The organism is Pseudomonas putida (assembly GCF_026625125.1).
Taxonomy (GTDB): domain Bacteria; phylum Pseudomonadota; class Gammaproteobacteria; order Pseudomonadales; family Pseudomonadaceae; genus Aquipseudomonas; species Aquipseudomonas putida_X.
Genome location: NZ_CP113097.1, coordinates 4,800,249 through 4,823,390, shown reverse-complemented (window position 1 = coordinate 4,823,390; position 23,142 = coordinate 4,800,249). Strand labels below are relative to the sequence as shown.

Annotated in this window: 20 protein-coding genes; 14 read left to right on the top strand and 6 right to left on the bottom strand. The window is 63.6% G+C overall.

Annotated elements, in window-relative coordinates:
• The first annotated feature begins 97 nt into the window (after positions 1 to 97).
• Positions 98 to 1,039, top strand: a complete 942-nt coding sequence (locus tag OSW16_RS22215; protein ID WP_267818535.1) for an AEC family transporter — start codon at positions 98 to 100, stop codon at positions 1,037 to 1,039.
• A gap of 55 nt (positions 1,040 to 1,094) precedes the next feature.
• Positions 1,095 to 2,450 (top strand): amino acid permease, encoded by a 1,356-nt coding sequence (locus tag OSW16_RS22210; protein ID WP_241804218.1) that lies wholly within the window; start codon positions 1,095 to 1,097, stop codon positions 2,448 to 2,450.
• A gap of 75 nt (positions 2,451 to 2,525) precedes the next feature.
• Here the strand turns inward: OSW16_RS22210 and OSW16_RS22205 are convergent, their stop codons facing one another.
• The 5 genes from OSW16_RS22205 to gatC form a co-directional block, all read right to left on the bottom strand.
• Positions 2,526 to 3,569 carry a calcium/sodium antiporter gene (locus tag OSW16_RS22205; protein WP_267824093.1) on the bottom strand — a complete coding sequence of 348 codons (1,044 nt, stop codon included), beginning with the start codon at positions 3,567 to 3,569 and terminating at the stop codon, positions 2,526 to 2,528.
• 60 nt (positions 3,570 to 3,629) lie between these two features.
• Positions 3,630 to 4,004: a septal ring lytic transglycosylase RlpA family protein gene (locus tag OSW16_RS22200; protein ID WP_241804219.1), complete on the bottom strand. Its 375-nt coding sequence runs from the start codon at positions 4,002 to 4,004 to the stop codon at positions 3,630 to 3,632.
• A gap of 155 nt (positions 4,005 to 4,159) precedes the next feature.
• Positions 4,160 to 5,605 (bottom strand): Asp-tRNA(Asn)/Glu-tRNA(Gln) amidotransferase subunit GatB, encoded by a 1,446-nt coding sequence (gene gatB, locus OSW16_RS22195; protein WP_241804220.1) that lies wholly within the window; start codon positions 5,603 to 5,605, stop codon positions 4,160 to 4,162.
• An 11-nt stretch (positions 5,606 to 5,616) separates the two neighbouring features.
• A complete protein-coding gene (gene gatA, locus OSW16_RS22190; RefSeq protein WP_267818531.1) occupies positions 5,617 to 7,068 on the bottom strand; it encodes an Asp-tRNA(Asn)/Glu-tRNA(Gln) amidotransferase subunit GatA in 1,452 nt (483 codons plus the stop codon).
• Between the two features lie 15 nt (positions 7,069 to 7,083).
• Entirely contained in the window at positions 7,084 to 7,371 is a 288-nt protein-coding gene (gene gatC / locus OSW16_RS22185; RefSeq protein WP_241804222.1) for an Asp-tRNA(Asn)/Glu-tRNA(Gln) amidotransferase subunit GatC, read from the bottom strand.
• A gap of 204 nt (positions 7,372 to 7,575) precedes the next feature.
• Between gatC and mreB the strand changes: the two genes are divergently transcribed.
• From mreB to tldD, 8 genes are all read left to right on the top strand, one after another.
• On the top strand, positions 7,576 to 8,613 hold the full coding sequence (mreB, locus tag OSW16_RS22180; protein WP_003255163.1) for a rod shape-determining protein MreB: 1,038 nt from the start codon (positions 7,576 to 7,578) through the stop codon (positions 8,611 to 8,613).
• A 198-nt stretch (positions 8,614 to 8,811) separates the two neighbouring features.
• Positions 8,812 to 9,837, top strand: coding sequence for a rod shape-determining protein MreC (mreC, locus tag OSW16_RS22175; RefSeq protein ID WP_372490350.1), 1,026 nt, complete (start codon positions 8,812 to 8,814; stop codon positions 9,835 to 9,837).
• Positions 9,837 to 10,325: a rod shape-determining protein MreD gene (mreD, locus tag OSW16_RS22170; protein ID WP_267818528.1), complete on the top strand. Its 489-nt coding sequence runs from the start codon at positions 9,837 to 9,839 to the stop codon at positions 10,323 to 10,325. Before mreC ends, mreD begins: the two co-directional genes overlap by 1 nt.
• 33 nt (positions 10,326 to 10,358) lie before the next feature.
• Positions 10,359 to 10,970 carry a Maf family protein gene (locus OSW16_RS22165; RefSeq protein ID WP_267818526.1) on the top strand — a complete coding sequence of 204 codons (612 nt, stop codon included), beginning with the start codon at positions 10,359 to 10,361 and terminating at the stop codon, positions 10,968 to 10,970.
• 54 nt (positions 10,971 to 11,024) lie between these two features.
• Positions 11,025 to 12,482, top strand: coding sequence for a ribonuclease G (gene rng / locus OSW16_RS22160; RefSeq protein WP_241804226.1), 1,458 nt, complete (start codon positions 11,025 to 11,027; stop codon positions 12,480 to 12,482).
• A gap of 82 nt (positions 12,483 to 12,564) precedes the next feature.
• On the top strand, positions 12,565 to 16,380 hold the full coding sequence (locus tag OSW16_RS22155) for a YhdP family protein (RefSeq protein ID WP_267818522.1): 3,816 nt from the start codon (positions 12,565 to 12,567) through the stop codon (positions 16,378 to 16,380).
• A gap of 14 nt (positions 16,381 to 16,394) precedes the next feature.
• On the top strand, positions 16,395 to 17,246 hold the full coding sequence (locus OSW16_RS22150; protein ID WP_267818519.1) for a carbon-nitrogen hydrolase family protein: 852 nt from the start codon (positions 16,395 to 16,397) through the stop codon (positions 17,244 to 17,246).
• 2 nt (positions 17,247 to 17,248) lie between these two features.
• The gene (gene tldD / locus OSW16_RS22145) at positions 17,249 to 18,688 is read left to right on the top strand and encodes a metalloprotease TldD (RefSeq protein ID WP_241804229.1); all 1,440 of its coding nucleotides are present in this window, start codon (positions 17,249 to 17,251) and stop codon (positions 18,686 to 18,688) included.
• Positions 18,689 to 18,729: 41 nt separating this feature from the next.
• On the opposite strand, the gene yjgA is transcribed toward tldD, so the two are convergent.
• Complete coding sequence (yjgA, locus tag OSW16_RS22140; RefSeq protein ID WP_012316086.1) at positions 18,730 to 19,251, bottom strand: ribosome biogenesis factor YjgA; 522 nt, start codon at positions 19,249 to 19,251, stop codon at positions 18,730 to 18,732.
• A 156-nt stretch (positions 19,252 to 19,407) separates the two neighbouring features.
• Between yjgA and pmbA the strand changes: the two genes are divergently transcribed.
• The 4 genes from pmbA to OSW16_RS22120 all read left to right on the top strand — a co-directional run bounded on the left by pmbA (position 19,408) and on the right by OSW16_RS22120 (position 23,142).
• Complete coding sequence (gene pmbA / locus OSW16_RS22135; RefSeq protein WP_267818517.1) at positions 19,408 to 20,754, top strand: metalloprotease PmbA; 1,347 nt, start codon at positions 19,408 to 19,410, stop codon at positions 20,752 to 20,754.
• A 128-nt stretch (positions 20,755 to 20,882) separates the two neighbouring features.
• Positions 20,883 to 21,284: a FagA protein gene (locus OSW16_RS22130; protein WP_267818515.1), complete on the top strand. Its 402-nt coding sequence runs from the start codon at positions 20,883 to 20,885 to the stop codon at positions 21,282 to 21,284.
• On the top strand, positions 21,277 to 22,653 hold the full coding sequence (locus tag OSW16_RS22125; RefSeq protein WP_267818513.1) for a class II fumarate hydratase: 1,377 nt from the start codon (positions 21,277 to 21,279) through the stop codon (positions 22,651 to 22,653). The genes OSW16_RS22130 and OSW16_RS22125 overlap by 8 nt, the downstream gene beginning before the upstream one ends.
• A 27-nt stretch (positions 22,654 to 22,680) precedes the next feature.
• Entirely contained in the window at positions 22,681 to 23,142 is a 462-nt protein-coding gene (locus OSW16_RS22120; protein WP_267818511.1) for a hypothetical protein, read from the top strand.

The window sequence follows — 23,142 nt, the reverse complement described above, 5'->3', positions numbered from 1 at the left end:
GCAGAAATTTCTTTATATTGCAGCTGATCCCCGCAACTCCTGGCCTGTTGGCGTATCATTAGCCCCCTAACGGCAACCTCTTCAGGATCGCTAGCGCATGCTCGCCCTTCTTATCCAGACGCTGAACATCACGGCGCCCGTCTTCGCCATGCTGTTCCTGGGCGTGCTGCTCAAACGCATTCACCTGATCGACGACAATTTCAACCGTGTTGCCTCGCAACTGGTGTTCAACGTCTGCATGCCTGCGCTGCTGTTCCTCGGCATCTACCATGCCGACCTGGCAGCGGCGGTCAAACCAGGGGTCATCCTCTATTTCGTCGCTGCCACCCTGGTCGGTTTCGCCGTGGCCTGGGGCTTGGCCATCTGGCGCAGCCCGCTGGCCGACCGCGGCATCTACACCCAGGGGGCGTTCCGCGGCAACAATGGCGTAATCGGCCTGGCCCTGGCCGCGAGCCTTTACGGGGACTACGGTATCTCCCTGGGGGCAGTGCTCGCCGGCCTGGTGATCCTGCTGTACAACTCACTTTCAGCCGTGGTGCTGGCGGTATACAGCCCGGACCTGAAATCCGACCCGTGGAGCATCTGCAAGAGCATTATCAGCAACCCGCTGATCATCAGCGTGCTGCTGGCCACGCCCATGGCCTACGGCCAGGTACCGCTGCCCAACTGGTTACTCACCTCGGGTGACTACCTCGCGCAGATGACCCTGCCGCTGGCGCTGATCTGTATCGGTGGCACCTTGTCGCTCAACGCCCTGCGCGACAGTGGCAAGCTGGCCATCGACGTCAGCCTGGTGAAGATGCTCTGGTTGCCGCTGTTCGGCACGCTCGGTGCCTGGCTCTGCGGTTTTCGCGGGGCCGAGTTGGGCATTCTGTTCTTGTACATCGGCAGCCCAACGGCGGCGGCCAGTTATGTCATGGCACGGGCAGCCAACGGCAACCACGAACTGGCGGCCTCGATCATCGTGATTACTACGCTAATGGCGGCGATCACCACCAATATTGGTATTTTCATCTTGCAGTGGGGCGGATGGATCTAGATCCTTGACTGCATACATCACAAAAACACTGCCTCACTGAGCTTAAGGACACTTCATGCAAGACCAGAGCACGCCCGAGCGGTTGCAGCGCGGGCTGAAGAATCGCCATATCCAGCTGATCGCGCTGGGGGGTGCCATCGGTACCGGGTTGTTCCTGGGCATCGCCCAGACCATCCAGCTGGCGGGCCCCTCCGTTTTGCTGGGCTATGCCATCGCTGGCCTGATGGCTTTCTTCATCATGCGCCAGTTGGGCGAAATGGTGGTCGAAGAGCCGGTAGCCGGCAGTTTCAGCCACTTCGCACACCAGTACTGGAGTGAGTTCGCAGGCTTCGTCTCGGGCTGGAACTACTGGGTGGTCTATGTGCTCGTGGGCATGGCCGAGCTTACCGCCGTGGGCATCTACGTGCAGTACTGGTGGCCGGAGTTTCCGACCTGGGCCACGGCGGCGATCTTCTTCGTGGTGATCAACCTCATCAACCTGACCCAGGTGAAGGTCTATGGTGAGATGGAGTTCTGGTTCGCGCTGGTCAAGGTAGTGGCCATCGTCAGCATGATCGGCTTCGGCGCCTGGCTGCTGAGCAGCGGTCATGGCGGCCCGGACGCCAGTGTGGCCAACCTGTGGCAATACGGTGGGTTCTTCCCCAATGGCGTCACCGGGCTGGTGATGGCCCTGGCGGTGATCATGTTCTCCTTTGGTGGCCTGGAGCTGGTGGGTATCACGGCCGCCGAAGCGGACAACCCGCGCCAGAGCATTCCCAAGGCTACCAACCAGGTGGTTTACCGCATCCTGATTTTCTACATCGGCGCGCTGGCCGTGCTGTTGTCGCTGTACCCGTGGCAGAAGGTCGTTCAGGGTGGCAGCCCGTTCGTGATGATCTTCCACGAACTGGACAGCGATCTGGTGGCGACCATCCTCAATATCGTGGTGCTCACGGCTGCGCTGTCGGTCTACAACAGTTGCGTGTACGCCAACAGCCGCATGTTGTTCGGCCTGGCGAGCCAGGGCGATGCACCACGCCAGCTGCTCAAGGTCAGCCGCAGCGGCGTGCCATTGACTGCGTTGGGCGTGTCGGCATTCGCTACGGGCATGTGCGTGGTGATCAACTACCTGATGCCCGGTGAGGCATTCGGCCTGCTGATGGCGCTGGCGGTCTCGGCCTTGGTGATCAACTGGGCGAGCATCAGCATCACCCACCTGAAGTTCCGCAAGGCCAAGCTGGCGGCAGGTATTACCCCGTTCTATCAAAGCTGGGGGCACCCGTTCACCAACTACCTGTGCCTGGCATTCATCGTGCTGATTCTGGTGGTGATGTACCTGACCCCGCCGATCCGTATTTCAGTGATGCTGATCCCCGGCTGGATTGCGCTGCTGTGGGTGGCGTTCCGCTTGAAGAAAGCTCGGCAGGCTTGAGTCATGGGGCCTGTCGTGGGTGGCCAGGCGCGCTACCCGCAACATGCCCTTCGCCGCGCCACGACCTTGCCGCCATTAGTGCTGTCGCTGCCATGCCCTTACAGTGGTGTACAGCAGCACCAGGCCAAGCACTGGCAATACATAGAACAGCATCAGCCGTTCCAGGCGGCCGGCCAGCGGCATGCCGGTGGTGAACGCCACCACGTGCAGCCCGTAGGCAAGGTACAGGCAAAGGAATACCAACCCTTCGGCGCGGGTAATCCGGTACCCGGAGTAGAACACCGGCAGGCTCAGCGCCGCGACGCCGAGCATCACCGGAAGGTCGAAGCCCAGTGCGTTTGGCGATATGGTCAGCGGCTCGGGTGCGGTCAGTGCGGTCAGGCCGAGCACTGCCAGCAGGTTGAACAGGTTGCTGCCGATCACCGTGCCCACAGCGATCTCCCGTTCTCCTCGCAGGGCGGCAATCAGCGCCGCAGCCAGCTCGGGCAGGGACGTGCACACCGCGACAACGGTTAGGCCGATGATGCGTTCAGACAAACCGAGGTCCGTCGCGACGTCGACCGCCGCTTCCAGTAGCAAGTGGCCGGCCAGGCTGAGCAGGCCGAAGCCGAACGCCACTTGCAGCAGCGTACCGGTCCAGAAGCGCCCGGCGCTGCTGGCCAGCGCACGTGGTGCCGGGTAGGTGCGGGCATAGTGGCGCGACTGGTGCCAGAGCATGACCAGATAGCCCACCAGGCCCGAGAGCAGCACCAACCCTTCCACCCGCCCCAGGTGGCCGTTCGCGGCCAGCGCGTAGACCAGTACGCTGGCGACGATCATCAGGGGGATGTCCAGGCGCACCAGTTGGCGCGAGACGCGGAGCGGGATGATCAAAGCCGCCAGGCCAAGAATCACCAGAACATTGAAGATATTACTGCCGATCACGCTGCCCACGGCGACATCGGGCGCGCCCTGATAGGCGGCCTGCAGGCTGACGGTCAGCTGTGGCGCGGTACTGCCGAATGCCACCAGGCTCAGGCCGATGATCAGCGGGCGTACGTGCACGCGCTGGGCCAGGCGAAGGGCGGCACGCACCAGGAGTTCGGCGCCGGCCACCAGCAACAGCAAGGCGATGCCCAGTTGCAGGAGGCTGAAGGTGGGGAGGGTGGCCAGGTCGAAAATGGTTGTAACTCCGTTGCGTCAGTCGCTTAGACCTTGTACCCGCACGCGCGCCGTTCCGCTACGGATCATGCCGATTTTTTCTGCTGCAGCGCGCGACAGGTCGATGAGCCGGCCGCGCGTGTGCGGGCCGCGATCATTGATGCGGACCACCACGCTGCGTTGGTTGGCGAGGTTGGTGACCAATACCCGGCTGCCGAAGGGCAGGCTGCGATGCGCGGCGGTCAAGCCATGCTGGTTGAAGGCTTCGCCGCTGGCGGTGCGTTTGCCGTGGTGGCGGGCGCCGTAATAGGAGGCGGTGCCGGTCTGGTTGTAGCCTCGGGGATCGATGTCGTGGCTGGCGCAGCCGGCCAACAGGGAAAACAGGGCCAGGGTGCCGAGGGATCGTTTTAGCAAATCAGGAGCTCCGGTGCTGCCAGTGGGGCCGCTGTGCGGCCCGTCGCCGGCAAGCCGGCTTCCACAGGCAAGACGCCGTCCCATGGGGCGGCGTTGAACAGGTGGGCGCCGGCTTGTCGGCGATCGAGGGCAAAGCCCTCGCCGCTGGTTTCAGCTCACCCTTCGAGCTTGGCCTTGAGCAATTGGTTCACTTGCCCCGGGTTGGCCTTGCCCTTGGAGGCCTTCATCGCCTGGCCGACGAAGAAGCCGAACATCTTGCCGCGCTTGGCTTCGTCGGCAGCGCGGTACTGTTCGACCTGCTCGGCGTTGGCGGCAAGCACTTCGTCGAGCATCTTGTCGATCGCGCCGGTGTCGGTGACCTGTTTCAGCCCTTTGCTCTCGATGATGCTGTCGGCATCGCCTTCACCGGCGGCCATGGCCTCGAACACGGTCTTGGCGATCTTGCCGCTGATGGTGTTGTCGCGGATGCGCAGCAGCATGCCACCGAGTTGCTCGGCGCTGACCGGTGCCTGGTCGATCTCGATGCCCAGCTTGTTCAGCAGGCTGCCCAGTTCGACCATGACCCAGTTGGCTGCCAGTTTGGCGTCACCGCCAATCTTCACCACCTGCTCGAAGTAGTCTGCCTGTTCACGGCTGGAGGCCAGCACGTTGGCGTCGTAGGCCGACAGGCCATACTGGCTCTGGAAGCGCTCTACCTTCTGCGGTGGCAGCTCCGGCAAGCCGGCACGGATGGTCTCGAGGAAGCTGTCCTCGATCACCACCGGCAGCAGGTCCGGGTCGGGGAAGTAACGGTAGTCGTTGGCTTCCTCCTTGCTGCGCATGGAGCGGGTCTCGTCCTTGTTCGGGTCGTACAGCCGGGTTTCCTGAACCACCTTGCCGCCATCTTCGATCAGGTCGATCTGGCGCTGGATCTCACTGTTGATCGCACGCTCGATGAAGCGGAACGAGTTGACGTTCTTGATCTCGCAGCGGGTACCGAACTCGGCCTGGCCCTTGGGCCGGATCGAGACGTTGCAGTCGCAGCGCAGCGAACCTTCGGCCATGTTGCCGTCGCAGATGCCCAGGTAGCGCACCAGCGCGTGGATCGCCTTGACGTAGGCGACGGCCTCCTTGGCGCTGCGCATGTCCGGTTCGGAGACGATTTCCAGCAGCGGCGTGCCGGCCCGGTTCAGGTCGATACCGGTAAAGCCGCTGAAGTCTTCGTGCAGGCTCTTGCCTGCGTCTTCTTCCAGGTGCGCGCGGGTTACGCCGATGCGCTTGATGGTGCCGTCTTCCAGGGCGATGTCCAGGTGGCCCTTGCCGACGATCGGCAGGTCCATCTGGCTGATCTGGTAGCCCTTGGGCAGGTCGGGGTAGAAGTAGTTCTTGCGCGCGAACACGTTGCGCTTGCCGATCTGGGCATCGATCGCCAGGCCGAACATGCAGGCCATGCGCACGGCTTCCTGGTTCAGTACCGGCAATACCCCAGGCATGCCAAGGTCAACCAGGCTCGCCTGGGTGTTCGGCTCGGAGCCGAAGGTGGTGGCGCTGCCGGAAAAGATCTTCGACTGGGTGGCCAGCTGGGTGTGGATTTCCAGCCCGATCACAACTTCCCATTGCATGTGTGAATTCCTCAGAAGCCGTTGGGGGCGCGGGTGTGCCAGTCGGTGACCTGCTGGTAGCGGTGCGCGACATTGAGCAGGCGGCCTTCCTGGAAGTACGGAGCCAGCAGCTGCACGCCGACCGGCAGGCCATCGACGAAGCCGGCTGGCATCGACAGGCCCGGCAGGCCCGCCAGGTTGGCGGTGATGGTGTAGACGTCTTCAAGGTATGCCGCGACCGGGTCGCTGCTCTTGGCGCCGAGCTTCCAGGCCGGGTTCGGCGTGGTCGGGCCAAGGATCAGGTCGACGCCTTCGAAGGCGGTCATGAAGTCGTTCTTGATCAGGCGACGAATCTGCTGCGCCTTGACGTAGTAGGCGTCGTAGTAGCCTGCCGACAGGGCGTAGGTGCCGACCATGATGCGGCGCTGCACTTCGGCACCGAAGCCTTCGCCACGGGAGCGCTTGTACAGGTCGGTCAGGTCTTTGGGCGCGTCGCAGCGGTAGCCGAAGCGCACACCGTCGAAGCGTGACAGGTTGGAAGAGGCTTCGGCCGGCGCGATCACGTAGTACGCAGGGATTGCGTGCTGCATGTTCGGCAGGCTGATTTCCTTGACCACTGCGCCGAGCTTTTCCAGCTCCTTGACGCTGGCGTGTACCAATTCGGCGATGCGCGGGTCGAGGCCGGCGCCGAAGTATTCTTTTGGCAGGCCGATGCGCAGGCCTTGCAGCGAGGCATTGAGGTTGGCGCTGTAGTCCGGCACCGGCTCGTCGATGCTGGTGGAGTCCTTGGCGTCGAAACCGGCCATGCCCTGCAGCAGCAGCGCGCAGTCTTCAGCAGTGCGGGCCAGCGGGCCACCCTGGTCGAGGCTGGAGGCATAGGCGATCATGCCCCAGCGCGAAACACGACCGTACGTCGGCTTGAGGCCTGTGAGGTTGGTCAGTGCCGCCGGCTGTCGGATAGAGCCGCCGGTATCGGTGCCGGTGGTCGCCGGCAGCAGGCGGGCGGCCACGGCCGCAGCGGAGCCACCGGACGAGCCGCCAGGCACGTGTTCGAGGTTCCAGGGGTTCTTCACCGCGCCGTAGTGGCTGGATTCGTTGGCAGACCCCATGGCGAATTCGTCCATGTTGGTCTTGCCCAGGGTGACCATGCCGGCCTCGGCCAGCTTGGCGACCACGGTGGCGTCGTACGGCGCTTTGAAGTTGTCGAGCATCTTCGAGCCGCAGCTGGTACGTACGCCGTGGGTGCAGAACAGGTCTTTGTGGGCGATGGGGGCGCCCAGCAGTGCGCCGGTCTCACCGGCGGCGCGACGGGCGTCGGCGGCACGAGCCTGGCTCAGGGCCAGCTCCTCGGTGACGCTGATGAAACTGTTGAGTTGCGGGTCGAGTTGCTGAATGCGCGCCAGCAGGGCGTCGGTCAGCTCTTCGGAAGAAAACGACTTGTCGGCGAGCCCGCGGGCGATCTCGGCCAGGGTCAATTGATGCATGGCAGGCACTATCCCTTACTCGATGACTTTGGGAACCAGGTACAGACCGCTTTCGGTCTTCGGTGCGATGGCTTGGTAGGCATCGCGCTGGTTGCTTTCGGTGACCTGGTCGGGACGCAGGCGCTGGCTGGCCTCCAGGGGGTGGGCCAGGGGTTCGATGCCGGTGGTGTCGACCGCTTGCATCTGGTCGACCAGCCCGAGAATGCTGTTCAGTGCATCGGTAGTGCGTGGCAGTTCGCCTTCATTCAGGCCCAGACGGGCCAGATGGGCGATCTTTTCCACGTCGCAGCGTTCAAGCGCCATGGGTATCTCCAGGGGAAACAAAGAACGGAATAAGGTCCGTGATGAGGAACATGTCGGCATTCTGGCGGTCATACGGCCGCGATCATCTGCTGGCGTGCTCGGAAAAACGACCAATTTAACATATTGGCTCCTTGCCCAAAATCCCTGCCATTGTTAGAGTTTGCCGCACTTTTTTACCCACGCTTTCCCCAGGGTCCCTTTCCCATGTTCAAGAAACTGCGTGGCATGTTTTCCAGCGATCTCTCCATCGACCTGGGTACTGCCAACACCCTTATCTACGTGCGTGAGCGCGGTATCGTCCTGAATGAGCCCTCGGTAGTTGCCATCCGTACCCACGGCAACCAGAAAAGCGTCGTCGCCGTCGGTACCGAAGCCAAACGCATGCTGGGCCGTACGCCCGGCAACATTGCTGCCATTCGTCCGATGAAGGACGGCGTGATTGCCGACTTCAGCGTTTGTGAAAAAATGTTGCAGTACTTCATCAACAAGGTTCACGAGAACAGCTTCCTGCAGCCAAGCCCTCGTGTGCTGATCTGCGTGCCGTGCAAGTCGACCCAGGTAGAGCGCCGCGCCATTCGCGAGTCGGCTCTGGGTGCCGGTGCCCGTGAAGTGTTCCTGATCGAAGAACCCATGGCCGCGGCCATCGGTGCCGGCCTGCCGGTCGAAGAAGCCCGTGGTTCGATGGTCGTCGATATCGGTGGTGGTACCACTGAAATCGCCCTGATTTCGCTCAATGGCGTGGTCTACGCCGAGTCTGTCCGCGTTGGCGGCGACCGCTTCGACGAGGCCATCGTCACCTATGTGCGCCGCAACTACGGCAGCCTGATCGGCGAATCCACTGCCGAACGCATCAAGCAGGAAATCGGTACCGCCTACCCGGGCGGCGAAGTGCGTGAAGTCGACGTGCGCGGCCGCAACCTGGCCGAAGGCGTGCCACGTGCCTTCACCCTGAACTCCAATGAAGTGCTCGAAGCCCTGCAGGAGTCGCTGGCGACCATCGTTCAGGCCGTCAAGAGCGCCCTGGAGCAGTCTCCGCCGGAGCTGGCCTCTGACATCGCCGAGCGTGGCCTGGTGCTGACCGGTGGTGGCGCGCTGCTGCGTGACCTCGACAAGCTGCTGGCCCAGGAAACCGGCTTGCCGGTGATCGTTGCCGAGGACCCGCTGACCTGTGTGGCCCGTGGCGGCGGTCGCGCCCTGGAGATGATGGACAAGCACGCGATGGACCTGCTCTCCAGCGAGTGATCGAGCGCCCGGTTTACAGGTGGCGCGCGCAGTGCTACCTGTATGCGTTGGGCTGGCGTCCGTTGCGGCGCCGCTTCTGTCAACCCGCAACCAGGCTGGTGCGTTGTCCCATGTCCAATGACCTCCTGAGTCGTCCACGAGGAACGGCCCATTAAACCGCTTTTCTCCAAGGGCCCTTCGCTGGGCGTTCGCCTGCTCGTGTTAGTGGTGCTTTCGGTCGCGCTGATGGTGGTCGATGCACGCTTTGACCTGCTCAAGCCCGTGCGTAGTCAGATGGGCCTGGTTCTGATGGAATCGTACTGGATCACCGACTTGCCTCAGCGGATGTGGCAAGGTGTGGCGGGCCAGTTCGGCAGCCGTAACGAACTGATCGCGGAAAACGAGAAGCTCAAGACCGAAGCCCTGCTGTTGCAGGGGCGCTTGCAGAAGCTGGCGGCCCTGACCGAGCAGAACGTGCGCCTGCGCGAGTTGCTCAACTCCTCCGCACTGGTCAACGAGAAGGTCGAGGTGGCCGAGCTGATCGGCGTCGACCCCAACCCGTTCACCCACCGTATCCTGATCAACAAAGGCGAGCGCGATGGGGTGTTCCTTGGCCAGCCGGTACTCGACGCCCGCGGCCTGATGGGCCAGGTGGTCGAGCTGATGCCCTACACCTCACGGGTGCTGCTGCTGACCGATACCACCCATAGCATCCCGGTACAGGTCAATCGTAACGGCCTGCGCGCGATTGCCAGCGGTACAGGCAACCCTGAGCGCCTGGAGCTGCGCCATGTCGCCGACACGGCCGACATCAAGGAAGGCGACTTGCTGGTGAGCTCCGGCATGGGCCAGCGCTTCCCGGCCGGCTACCCGGTGGCCACGGTCAACGAAGTGATCCATGACTCCGGCCAGCCGTTCGCAATCGTTCGTGCCATTCCTACCGCCGCGCTCAACCGCAGCCGCTACATGCTGCTGGTGTTCAGCGACCGGCGTTCGCCGGAGCAGCGCGCCACCGATGCGGCGCTGGCCCAGGAAGAGGCAGACCGCAAGGGCGCAGCCGCCCCCGCAGAGCCTGGTACCAATGGCGAACAGGCCACCCCCGGCGCGCCTGCAACGGCAGCGCCTGCCCCGGCCGCGCCCGCCGCCCCAGCCGGTGCAGTACCGGCCCCGGCCGCTGCACCGGCTGCAGCCCCCGCCAGCCCTGCCGCAGCGCCTGCGGCACCTGCCCAGCCTCGGAGGCAATGATGGCCAAAACGCGCCGTAACCACGGGTGGGTCATTTGGCTGACCTTCGCCATTGGCCTGCTACTCAGCGTCTCGCCCATGCCGCCGTTTCTCGAGATGTTCCGGCCAATGTGGCTGGCGATGCTGGTATCGTTCTGGACGCTCATGGTCCCGAACAAGGTTGGCATGACCACTGCGTTCGTACTGGGCCTGGCCGAGGATGTGCTGTATGGCACGTTGCTCGGGCAGAACGCCCTGGTCCTGACCCTGATCACCTTCCTGGTGCTGTCGCTGCAGCAGCGTCTGCGCATGTTCCCGATGTGGCAGCAGAGCCTGGTAATCCTGGTGATCTTCGGTATCGCCCAACTGGTCCAGTTGTGGCTCAGCGCGCTCACCGGCAACCGGCTGCCCACGCTTGCGCTGGTCTGGTCGGCAGTCATCAGTGCCTTGCTCTGGCCGTGGATCAGCTTCGCCTTGCGTGATCTGCGCCGGCGTTTGCATATCAACTGACGGCACCGCCGTCACCGACAGGGAGATGTCTGCATGAAACCACTTTACCTGGCCTCAGGCTCGCCCCGTCGTCGTGAACTGCTGGCCCAGATCGGTGTGCCGTTCACCGTTATCAGCGCCCCCATCGATGAAAGCGCACTGCCAGATGAAAGCGCCGTGGCTTACGTCGAACGCCTGGCCAGGAGCAAGGCTGAGGCTGGCCTTGCCAGTCTCGCCGGCCCGGCCGTAGTCCTTGGCGCAGACACTGCGGTGGTGCTCGACGGGCGAATTCTCGGCAAGCCGGAAAACCGTGAAGATGCCTTGGCCATGCTGGCGGACCTGGCAGGGCGCGAACATCAGGTGTTGACGGCAGTGGCACTGAGCGATGGCCAGTGCTGCCTGAGCGTCTGTGTCACCAGCAATGTGCGTTTCCGTGCCATCGGCCCGGAAGAAGCACAGCGCTATTGGGCCAGTGGCGAGCCGGTGGATAAAGCAGGCGGTTATGCCATCCAGGGCTTGGGGGCGGTATTCGTGACCGGCCTTCAGGGCAGCTATTCGGCGGTGGTCGGCCTGCCCCTGAGCGAGACGGCCGAACTGCTCGCCCAATTCGGTATCGCCTGCTGGCAGGTGCCGGCGCTTTCTCCAGAGGTAACAAAGCAGCAGTAGCCAGCCCGGCGCCCGCGATCCATGATGACCGAAGACCTTTGACGAGAGCCTGCCATGAGTGAAGAGATCCTGATCAACATCACCCCGATGGAGTCGCGTGTGGCGGTGGTGGAAAACGGGGTGCTGCAGGAAGTGCACGTCGAGCGCACCCAGCGTCGCGGCATCGTCGGTAATATCTACAAGGGCAAAGTCGTACGGGTGCTGCCCGGCATGCAGGCCGCGTTCGTCGATATCGGCCTGGAGCGCGCCGCGTTCATCCATGCCTCGGAGATTTCCCAGCGCGAAGGTTCTGCCGTGGAGACCATCACCGCACTGGTACACGAGGGCCAGGCCCTGGTGGTGCAGGTGACCAAAGACCCCATCGGCAGCAAAGGCGCACGGCTGACCACTCAGCTGTCGATACCGTCGCGTTACCTGGTGTACATGCCGCGTAGCAGCCATGTCGGCATTTCGCTGAAGATCGAGGACGAAGCCGAACGTGATCGCCTCAAACAGGTGGTCAGTGACTGCATGGACAGCGAAGACATCAAGAACGCCGGCGGTTTCATCCTGCGCACGGCCGCCGAGGGCGCGCGGGCCGAAGAGATCCTGCAGGACATCCGCTACCTGCGCCGCCTGTGGGAGCAGATTGGCAGCCAGATCCAGACCTGCGGCGCCCCGACGGTCATCTACGAGGATCTTGGCCTGGCCTTGCGCACACTGCGCGACCTGGTCAACCCGAAGATCGAGAAGATCCGCATCGACTCCCGGGAAACCTTCCAGAAGACCACACAGTTCGTTGCCGAACTGATGCCGGAGATCGCCGACCGCCTGGAGCACTACCCGGGCGAGCGGCCGATTTTCGACCTGTATGGCGTAGAGGACGAAATCCAGCGCGCACTCGATCGCAAGGTGCCGCTCAAGTCCGGCGGCTATCTTGTGGTCGACCCGGCCGAGGCAATGACTACCATCGATGTGAACACCGGCGCCTTCGTCGGCCACCGCAACCTTGAAGAAACCATCTTCAAGACCAACCTGGAAGCGGCCACGGCAATCGCCCGGCAACTGCGCCTGCGCAACATTGGCGGGATCATCATCATAGACTTCATCGACATGGAGGATGAGGACCATCAACGGCAGGTGCTGCGTACGCTGGAAAAGCAGCTCGAACGTGATCATGCCAAGACCAACATCATCGGCATCACCGAGCTGGGCCTGGTGCAGATGACCCGCAAGCGCACGCGCGAGAGCCTGGAGCAGGTGCTGTGCGAACCCTGCTCCGCCTGCCAGGGGCGTGGCAAGCTGAAAACCCCAGAAACTATCTGTTACGAAATTTTCCGCGAGATTCTTCGTGAAGCCCGCGCCTATCAGGCAGAAGGCTATCGGGTGTTGGCCAACCAGAAAGTGGTCGACCGCCTGCTCGACGAAGAATCCGGCAACGTGGCCGAGCTGGAAACCTTCATCGGTCGAACCATTCGCTTCCAGGTCGAGTCGATGTACTCGCAGGAACAATACGATGTGGTGCTGCTCTGAGGCGTTCTGATACCCAGTCCAGGGTGCCCGGGCTGGCAAAACCGCTGCTTCGAGCCATCATGGATAAACGACCTGGAGGGCCATGGCCATGGGACGTCTGACCCGCGTTCTTGTCGCCTTGACCCGTTGGGGGCTGGGCATCTGCGCCCTGCTGGCGGTGTTGGTGGCGCTCTACGTCAGCCTCGGCCGGTACCTGGTGCCACTGGTGGCCGAATACCGCGCCGACCTCGAAAGCAAGGCCGAGCAGGCGTTGGGGATGCCGGTGCATGTGGGCAGCCTGGAAGGGCGCTGGAGTGGCCTGGCGCCGGTGCTGCAAGTGCGCGACCTGCAGTTGGGCGAGGGGGCTTCGGCGTTGCGTCTGGATGACGTCAAGCTGGTGCCCGACCTGTGGGCCAGCCTCACTGCACGCGAAGTACGCCTGGCGCGTGTCCAGCTGGCGGGCCTGCAACTGATCCTGCGTGAGAACGAGCAGGGCGTTTGGGCGCTGGAAGGCTTACCGAAAAAGGATGATGCGCCGCTGGACCCGGCCGAAGTGTTGCAGCGTTTGCAGCAGTTGGGCCGTATCGATGCATTCGACAGCCAAGTCACCCTGCAGCCCTGGCAGCGTGACCCGTTGACGCTTACCTATGTCAGCCTTGGCCTGCAGGCCGGCGCTTCACGCCAGGCGCTGGACCTGCGTGCGACCCTGCCTGACGGCCAGCCGTTGGCACTGAACCTTCGCAGCCGGGTAAATGCCAAGGCCTGGCGCGACGGTAAGGCAGAGGCTTACCTGAGCCTGCCGCAGAGCGACTGGGCGCGTTGGCTGCCGCCAAGTCTGCTCGGCCAGTGGCAAGCCCAGGCCTTGCGCGCCGGTGGTGAGTTCTGGGTTGACTGGGGTGAGGGCCGGTTGCAGCAGGCAGTGGTCCGGCTCAATGCCCCTCAGTTGCGCGGTGGCTATGCCGAGCGCCAGGCGGTGACACTGGATAACCTGGCGGTGTCGGCCTGGTTCCAGCGCAACGCGCAGGGGTTCGATGTGGTGGTCGATTCACTGGCAGCCGACCTTGGCAAGACCCGCTGGGAGTCGAAGCTGCAGCTGCGTCAGCGGGCAGGCGAGGAGCCTGCCGGAGAAACCTGGCAGGTGCAGGCGGATCGCCTTGATCTTACGCCGCTGACGCCTTTGATAGATGCACTGGCGCCGCTGCCGGAAAAGCTCATGACGGTAGTCGATGGGCTTAAGGTGACCGGTGCCGTGCGCAATCTGCGCCTGGACGTGCGGCCCAAGGCCGACGGTGATCAACGGCTTCAATTCGCTGCCAATCTGGAAAAAGTGGGCTTTGACGCCTACCACGGCGCACCGGCTGCCGGTAACGTCAGCGGGAGCATCAGTGGAGACCTCGGCCATGGCGAACTACGCCTGGATACCGAGGCCTTCATGTTGCATCTTTATCCGATCTTCGCCAAACCTTGGCATTATCAGAAAGCCAACGCCCGCCTGACCTACACCCTCGACAAAGCAGGATTCACCCTGGCTGCGCCCTACCTGAAAGTGCTGGGTGAGGAGGGCAAGATCGCCGGGGATTTCCTGATTCGCCTGCTGTTTGAAGAAGGCAGCGAGAGCTATATGGACCTGCGCGTCGGCCTGACCGAAGGCGATGGGCGCTACACTGCCAAATACCTGCCTGAGGTGCTCAGCCCGGCGCTCGATGAATGGCTGCGCAGTGCCATCGTCAAGGGCAGCGTCGATGAAGGCTACTTCCAGTACCAAGGTTCGCTGAACCACGGTGCCAGCCCCGAATCGCGCAGTATCAGTCTGTTCTTCAAGGTGCACGACGCTGCGCTGGACTTCCAGCCTGGCTGGCCACAGGTGCAGAACGTCGCTGGCGATGTGCTGATCGAGGACAGTGGCGTGCGCATCAAGGCCAATCAAGGCCGGTTGCTCGACACACAGGTAAGCGACGTCAGTGTCAACATTCCCCATGTCGAGGGCGACGAGCACAGCCACCTGTACCTTGATGGCAAGTTCGACGGTAGCCTCGGCGATGGTCTGAGGATTCTCAAAGAGGCGCCCATCGGCACCGGCGAAATGTTCGCAGGATGGGAGGGCGAGGGGCCGCTCAAGGGCAAGCTCAAGCTCGACATCCCCTTGGCCCACGGGCAACGCCCGAAGGTACAGGTCGACTTTGCCACCGCCGATGCACGCCTGAAGGTTGCGCCGCCGACCCTGGAGCTGAGCCGACTCAAGGGCGACTTCAGTTTCGACCTCGACAAGGGCCTGAGTGGGAAGAACATCGCCCTGCAGGCTTTTGGCAAACCGGTGACCGCGCAGATCACCGCCGAGGGCCAGCCTGGGCAGATGCAGACGCGTATCAGCGCGAATGGCCAGGTGGCGCTTGCGGCCTTGACCGACTGGCTGCAGTTCAAGCAGCCCTTGCCGGCGTCTGGTGAGCTGCCCTACCAGTTGCAACTCAACCTTGGCAGCCGCGACAACAGCCTGAGCGTGAATTCGTCGCTCAAAGGCCTGGTGATCGATTTGCCGGCACCGTTCGGCAAGGCCGCAGCAGAGACTCGTGATAGCCGATTCAGCATGAGCCTGCAAGGGCCGGAGCGGCGCCTGGATGCTGCCTATGCCGACCTTGCCCGCTTTGCCTATGCAGCGCCCAGCAACAACCTTGGGCAAGGCCGCGGCGAGCTGCTGCTGGGGGCAGGGCAGGCGCAGGTGCCAGCTGAGCAGGGCCTGCGCGTACGGGGGCGGCTCGAGAGCCTGGACCTGGCGCCCTGGCAGGCCAAGATGACGCAGATCAGTGGCGACGACCCAGGCGCCAGTGCCCGCCAGACGCTTCAGAGCGTAGACCTGAGCATCGGCCAGTTGAAGGCCCTTGGCATGGAGCTGAACCAGGCTGTCGTGCGTCTGGCCAGGGGCGGCCCTGCGTGGGATCTGCGCCTGGATAGCAAGGAAGTCATCGGCAATGCACGGTTACCCGATGCCAAGGGCGCACCGATGACCGTGCGCCTGCAGACCTTGCGCCTGCCAGCAGCGGACCCGGTCCAAGCACAGGCCGAGGAAGGCCCGGATCCGCTGGCCTCGTTCGATCCACGCAAGGTACCGGCACTGGACCTGACCATCGACAAGCTGTACCGCGGCGATGACCTGTATGGCAACCTGGCGCTGAAGTTGCGCCCGACCGCCCGAGGCGTATCCGCTCAGGATATCGACCTGGTCTTCAAAGGCCTGCACATCGACGGCCGCGGCGGCTGGGAAGGTGACAGCGGTGCCACCAGCAGCTGGTACAAGGGCCGCCTGGATGGCAAGAACCTGGCCGACGTGCTCAAGGCCTGGGGCTTCGCGCCTACCGTGACCAGTCGCGACTTTCGTCTGGATGTGGATGGCCGCTGGCCCGGCTCGCCAGCCTGGGTTGGCCTCAAGCGCTTCTCGGGCAGCATGGATGCGGCATTGCGCACAGGGCAGTTCGTGGAAGTGGAGGGCGGCGCTCAAGCCTTGCGGGTGTTTGGCCTGCTCAACTTCAACTCCATCGGCCGGCGTCTGCGCCTGGACTTCTCCGACCTGTTTGAAAAGGGCCTGGCCTATGATCGGGTAAAAGGCTTGCTGGTAGCCAGTGACGGCGTCTACGTGACCCGCGAGCCGATCAGCGTGACCGGGCCTTCGAGCAACTTCGAGCTCGACGGTACGCTGGACCTCGTTCGCGACCGGGTGGACGCCAACCTTCAGGTCTCCCTGCCAGTGACCAACAACCTGCCCCTGGCCGCGCTGATCGTAGGCGCACCGGCGGTCGGTGGGGCGCTGTTCCTGGTCGACCAGCTGATCGGTGATCGCGTATCGCGCTTCGCCAGCGTGCACTATCGCATCGAAGGGCCGTGGAAAGAGCCTAGAATCACCTTTGTGAAACCGTTCAACAAGTAGTGCCAGGAGTGCCGATGAAAGTAGCGGTCATCCAGATGGTCAGCCAGGACGATGTGTTGGCCAACTTGCAGCGTGCGGGTGCCTTGCTGGAACAGGCGGCATTCGGCGGCGCGAGGCTGGCGGTGCTGCCAGAAAATTTTGCCGCCATGGGGCGCAGGGATGCCGCTGCGATCGGCCGGGCCGAGGCTTTGGGTGAGGGGCCGATACTGCCCTGGTTGAAACGCACCGCCCGCGACCTCAGATTATGGATTGTTGCCGGCACCTTGCCGCTGCCACCTGCCGATCAGCCTGATGCCAAGGCGCATGCCTGCTCGCTTCTGGTCGATGAGCATGGCGAGGTGGTGGCGCGCTACGACAAGCTGCACCTGTTCGACGTGGACGTGGCCGATACCCGTGGCCGTTACCGTGAGTCCGACGACTACGCCCATGGCGCGCAAGTCGTGGTGGCCGACACGCCGGTAGGGCGCCTGGGTTTGAGCGTCTGCTACGACCTTCGTTTTCCGGAACTTTACAGCGCGCTGCGCAGTGCCGGCGCGCAACTGATTACGGCACCTGCGGCGTTCACGGCGGTCACAGGCGCGGCGCACTGGGAAGTGCTGATTCGTGCCCGGGCCATCGAAACACAGTGCTATGTGCTGGCCGCAGCCCAGGGCGGCACCCATCCAGGCCCACGGGAGACCCATGGGCACGCGGCGATCGTCGACCCCTGGGGGCGGATCGTCGCCGAACAGGCGCAAGGCGAAGCGGTATTGCTTGCCGAGCGCGACAGTGATGAACAAGCGTCCATTCGGGCGCGTATGCCGGTCGCTTTGCACCGGCGCTTTTTTTCGCAGGACGCCTTGCGGCCTGCGCACACCTCGGAGTGACTATGAGCCAGATGTTATCCACCGTCAGCGAGCAGCTCCTGGCCCCAGGCGGATTGACCCTGGACAGCCTGCAGGCTGTACTGGGCGAGTTGGCCGGGCCGGGCATCGACGCCGCCGACCTGTACTTCCAGGGCCAGATCTCGGAAACCTGGGCGCTGGAGGACGGCATTGTCAAAGAGGGCAGCTTCAACCTTGACCAAGGCGTGGGCGTGCGTGCCCAGTCGGGTGAGAAAACCGGTTTCGCCTACAGCAACGCGATCAACCTCGAGGCTCTGACTTCGGCAGCCCGGGCGGCGCGGTCGATTTCCCGCGCCGGGCAGAACGGCACCGTTCAGGCGTTCCGCAGCCAGGACGTGACGGCCCTGTATGCCCCGGATAACCCGCTGGACGTGCTGAGCCGTGCTGAAAAGGTCGAGCTGCTCAAACGTGTCGATGCCGCCACGCGGGCGCTCGACCCGCGTATCCAGCAGGTCAGCGTGAGCATGGCCGGGGTGTGGGAGCGCATTCTGATCGCTGCGGCCGACGGCAGCCTGGCCGCTGACGTGCGGCCGCTGGTGCGCTTCAACGTCAGTGTCATCGTCGAGCACAATGGTCGGCGTGAACGGGGCGGGCAGGGCGGCGGCGGGCGTACCGACTACCGCTTCTTCACCGAGGAACGGGTTATGGGTTATGCCCGTGAGGCGCTGCGCCAGGCCCTGGTGAACCTGGAGGCCATTCCTGCGCCAGCGGGCACCTTGCCGGTGGTGTTGGGTTCCGGCTGGTCGGGTGTGCTGTTGCACGAAGCGGTCGGCCACGGCCTGGAAGGCGATTTCAACCGTAAGGGCAGCTCGGCGTTCAGTGGCCGGATCGGCGAGAAGGTGGCTTCGAGCCTGTGCACTATCGTAGACGATGGCACCCTCGAGGGCCGTCGCGGCTCGCTGAGCGTCGACGACGAGGGCACGCCGACCGAATGCACGACGCTGATCGAGAACGGCGTGCTCAAGGGCTACATGCAAGACAAACTCAATGCACGCCTGATGGGGATGGCCGTGACCGGTAACGGCCGCCGCGAATCCTATGCCCACCTGCCGATGCCGCGCATGACCAACACCTACATGCGTGCCGGCGAAAGCGACCCACAGGAAATCATCGCTTCGGTGAAGAAAGGGATCTATTGCGCCAACCTGGGCGGTGGCCAGGTGGACATCACCAGCGGCAAGTTCGTGTTCTCGACCAGCGAAGCCTATCTGATCGAAGACGGCAAGATCACCGCACCGGTCAAAGGCGCGACACTGATCGGCAACGGGCCCGAGGCCATGAGCCGAGTGTCGATGGTCGGTAACGACCTTGCGTTGGACAGCGGCGTGGGGACGTGCGGCAAGGATGGGCAATCGGTGCCGGTAGGGGTAGGCCAGCCAACCTTGAAGCTGGACGCGATCACCGTCGGTGGTACCGGCGCGTGATGCATGCCCCGGGGCTGCAGGGCAGCCCCAGGTGGCGGGGATCAGCGCAGGCCGCGCTGCAGTTCGTCGAGGTCGCGGATGTATTTGAAGACCTTGCGCGCAGCGGCAGGCGGCTTGTTACGCGCCTTCTCGTGCTGGGCATGACGGATAAGCGAACGCAGCTGCTGACGGTCGGTGTCGGGGTATTCGTTGACGAAGCGTTCAAGGTCCTCGTCATTACCGTCGATCAGGCGGTCCCGCCAGCGCTCCAGGTTGTGGAAGCGTTCGTTGTACTGGCGGCTGGAGCTGTCGATCTGCTCGAGCACCGCGTGGATGGCGTCCAGGTCCTGGTCGCGCATCAGTTTGCCGACGAACGACATATGCCGTTTGCGTGCGCCATGAGCGGTGTGCTTGCAGGCTTCGGCCAAGGCTTTGCGCAGCTCATCGGTCAACGGCAGGCGCGCCAGGGTATCGGCCTTGACCGTAGTCAGGCGTTCGCCGAGTTCGACCAGCGCATGCAACTCGCGCTTGATCTGGGTTTTGCTTTTTTCGCCGTCGAAGGCGTCGTCGTATGAATCAACCATGGTGCGCAGTCCGCTTGAGTTGTATGAAAAGTCGCCGCGCAGGCACTTTTCGTAGAAGGCATAGAAATTGCCGCCATGATAACCACCCGGGGGCCGCTTGTCCGGCCCGGTCGTAGAATGACCCTCGCCGAATGCAGAATTTGAGTGGAGAAAACCATGAGTGCAGTCCAGAGCGTAGGCCCCAAGGACCTGCCAGCATTGCAGGAGCAGGTCGAAGCGATCATCGCCGAGGCGCGCCGGCAGGGTGCCAGCGCCTGTGAAGTGGCGGTATCGCTGGAGCAGGGCTTGTCCACCACGGTGCGCCAGCGTGAGGTCGAGACGGTAGAGTTCAACCGCGACCAGGGCTTTGGCATCACCCTCTATGTCGGCCAGCGCAAGGGCTCGGCCAGCACCTCGGCCAGTGGCCCTGAGGCCATTCGCGAAACCGTTGCCGCCGCCCTGGCCATTGCCAGGCACACCTCCGAAGACGATTGCTCGGGGCTGGCTGATGCGGCATTGATGGCGCGCGAGATTCCGGACCTGGACCTTTACCATGACTGGGATCTGGAGCCCGAGAAAGCCATCGAGATGGCCCTGGCCTGCGAGGCGGCGGCATTCGACGCTGATCCGCGCATTCTCAACGCCGATGGCACCACCCTCAATACCCACCAGGGCTGCCGTGTCTATGGCAACAGCCATGGCTTCATCGGCGGTTACGCATCGACCCGGCACAGCCTGAGCTGCGTGATGATCGCTGAAGGTGAAGGCCAGATGCAGCGTGATTACTGGTACGACGTCAACCGCCAGGGCCACCTGTTGGCCGACCCGCGCAGCATTGGCCAGCGCGCTGCACAGCGCGCAGCCAGCCGGCTCGGTGCGCGTCCGGTCAAGACATGCGAAGTGCCGGTGCTGTTCTCCGCCGAGCTGGCCGGTGGCCTGTTCGGCAGCTTTCTGTCGGCCATCTCGGGTGGCAACCTGTACCGCAAGTCGTCGTTCCTCGATGGTGCCCTTGGCCAGCGGCTGTTCCCCAGCTGGCTGACGCTGGATGAGCGCCCGCATATTCCGCGTGCCCTTGGCAGCGCGGCGTTCGACGGTGATGGCCTGGCGACCTATGCCAAGCCGTTCGTCGACAAAGGGGAGCTGGTGTCTTACCTGCTGGGTACCTATTCCGGTCGCAAGCTCGGCTTGCCAAGTACGGCCAACTCCGGGGGTGTGCACAACCTGTACGTCACCCATGGCATCGAAGACCAGGCGGCCCTGATCCGCCGCATGGGGCGCGGTTTGCTGGTGACCGAGCTGATGGGCCATGGCCTGAACATGGTCACAGGCGACTACTCGCGGGGTGCTGCAGGCTTCTGGGTCGAGAATGGCGAGATTCAGCATGCGGTGCAGGAAGTGACGATTGCCGGCAACATGAAGGACATGTTCCAGCAGATTGTCGCGATTGGCAGTGATCTTGAAACCCGCAGCAATATTCATACGGGCTCGGTGTTGATCGAGAGGATGACCGTTGCGGGTAGCTGAAACCCTGAAGCGCTGAGCGATAACCTCGAAACCCGGCCCTGCGCCGGGTTTTTTATTTGCTCAATCCGTGCTTGAAGTGATTACGTTTATCATTTAATAATGAATATCATTACCCAAGAGCTCCGGTGATGATGTTCATGAAACCCGTCCTGCGCGAATTGCCTTACCTGGAAAACTGGCGCTGGCTCAGCCGGCGCATCCGCTGCGCGCTCGAGCCCGACGAGCCGCGCCTGATCGAGCACTATCTGGCCGAAGGCCGCTACCTGGCGTGCTGCACGGACACCTCGCCATGGACCGTAGCGCTGACCTCGTTCCGCCTGCTGCTGGATACCGCCTGCGATCGCATGTTGCCATGGCATTGGCGTTGCCAGTGCCTGGATCAGGCCTGGCGCCCCCTGCTTGAGCTGCGCAAGCTCGACCGCCGCGAACAGAACCAGCGCTGGCAACCCTACGCCCTGCAACTGGCCAACTGCCGGTTGCTGCCGTCCATTTCCCCCGATGAACTGATGCAAGGATCTGATGATGAGTGATACCCGTATCGAGCGTGACAGCATGGGTGAATTGCAGGTGCCGGCCCAGGCCCTGTATGGCGCCCAGACCCAGCGCGCGGTCGACAACTTCCCGATCAGCGGCCAGCGTATGCCGGCCCAGTTCATTCGTGCCCTGCTGTTGGCCAAGGCGGCTGCCGCCAAGGCCAACATCGAGCTGGAGCAGATTTCTGCCGCCCAGGGCCAAGCCATCGTCAAGGCGGTCGAGCAACTGCTCGCCGAAGACTTCATCCAGCACTTCCCGGTGGACGTGTACCAGACCGGCTCCGGCACCAGCTCGAACATGAATGCCAACGAGGTGATCGCCACGCTGGCCAGCCGCCTGCTCGGTGAGCCGGTCAATGCCAACGACCATGTCAACTGCGGCCAGAGCAGCAACGACATCATCCCGACCACCATTCACGTCAGCGCTGCACTGGCGCTGCATGAGCAGTTGCTGCCCGCCCTGGCTCACCTGGTTCAGGTGATCGAGGCCAAGTCGGTGCAAGTGCATCAGTACGTGAAGACTGGCCGTACCCACCTGATGGATGCCATGCCGGTGCGCATGAGCCAGGTGCTCGATGGCTGGGCGGCCCAGATCAATGGCGCCAAGGCGCATATCGAAGCGACCCTGCCGTGCCTGCAGGCCCTGGCCCAGGGTGGCACTGCCGTGGGCACCGGGATCAACGCCCACCCGCAATTCGCCGTAGGCTTCGCTCGCCAGCTGAGCGGCCTCACCCAGGTCGAGTTCACCCCCGGCCAGAACCTGTTCGCCCTGATCGGCTCCCAGGACACCGCGGTGGCGCTGTCCGGCCAGCTCAAAACCACTGCCGTGGCACTGATGAAAATCGCCAACGACCTGCGCTGGATGAATTCCGGGCCGCTCGCAGGCCTCGGTGAGATCGAACTCCAAGCCCTGCAGCCTGGCTCCTCGATCATGCCGGGCAAGGTCAACCCGGTTATCCCGGAAGCCACCGCCATGGTCGCCGCCCAGGTGATCGGCAACGACGCGACCATCGCCATTGCCGGCCAGTCGGGCAACTTCGAACTCAACGTGATGCTGCCGGTGATAGCCCGCAACCTGCTGGAGAGCATCGAGCTGATGGCCAACGCCAGCCGCCTGCTGGCCGACCAGGCCATCGCCAGCTTCAAGGTCAATGAGGGCAAGCTCAAGGAAGCCCTGGCACGCAACCCGATCCTGGTCACCGCCCTGAACCCGATCATCGGCTACCTCAAGGCCGCCGAGATCGCCAAGACCGCGTACAAGCAGGGCCGGCCGATCATCGACGTGGCGCTGGAGCATACCGACCTGTCGCGCGATCAGCTCGAAGCGCTGCTGGACCCGGAAAAACTCACCGCTGGGGGCATCTGACCCGCGTCAGCGCCCAGGAGGCCTGTCATGCAGCACTGGAAACGAACCACCGAGGCCGCCAACCGGCTGTTCGACCAGGGCGAGCTGGTCGATGCCCGGGAACTGTACCTGCAAGCCCTGGCGCTGGCCCAGGTGCTGTTCGAGCGCTGGCATGACGTCGACGAAGCAGTGGCCGCTTTGGTCATTGCCCACCACAACCTGGCCGACCTGCACCTGCGCCTGAACCAGCCGCATGAGAGCGCCGACTACCTGTGCGCCATTCACCAGCGTCTGCTCCAGGCCAGCCAGGAAGCGCGCCTGCCGCAGGCGCTGCGTGATGCCGCGCTGCGCCACAGCGGGCGCACCTACACCCAATTGCTGAGCTTCATTGCCGAGTACGGGCAGTACCCGCGCGCCGAGCGCCTGCTCTATCGCCGTTCGCCCTTGGCCAGTGGACTGGCTGCCCAGACGGACCTGCCGCCCCCAACCCCCGCTTACGGAATCCATTGA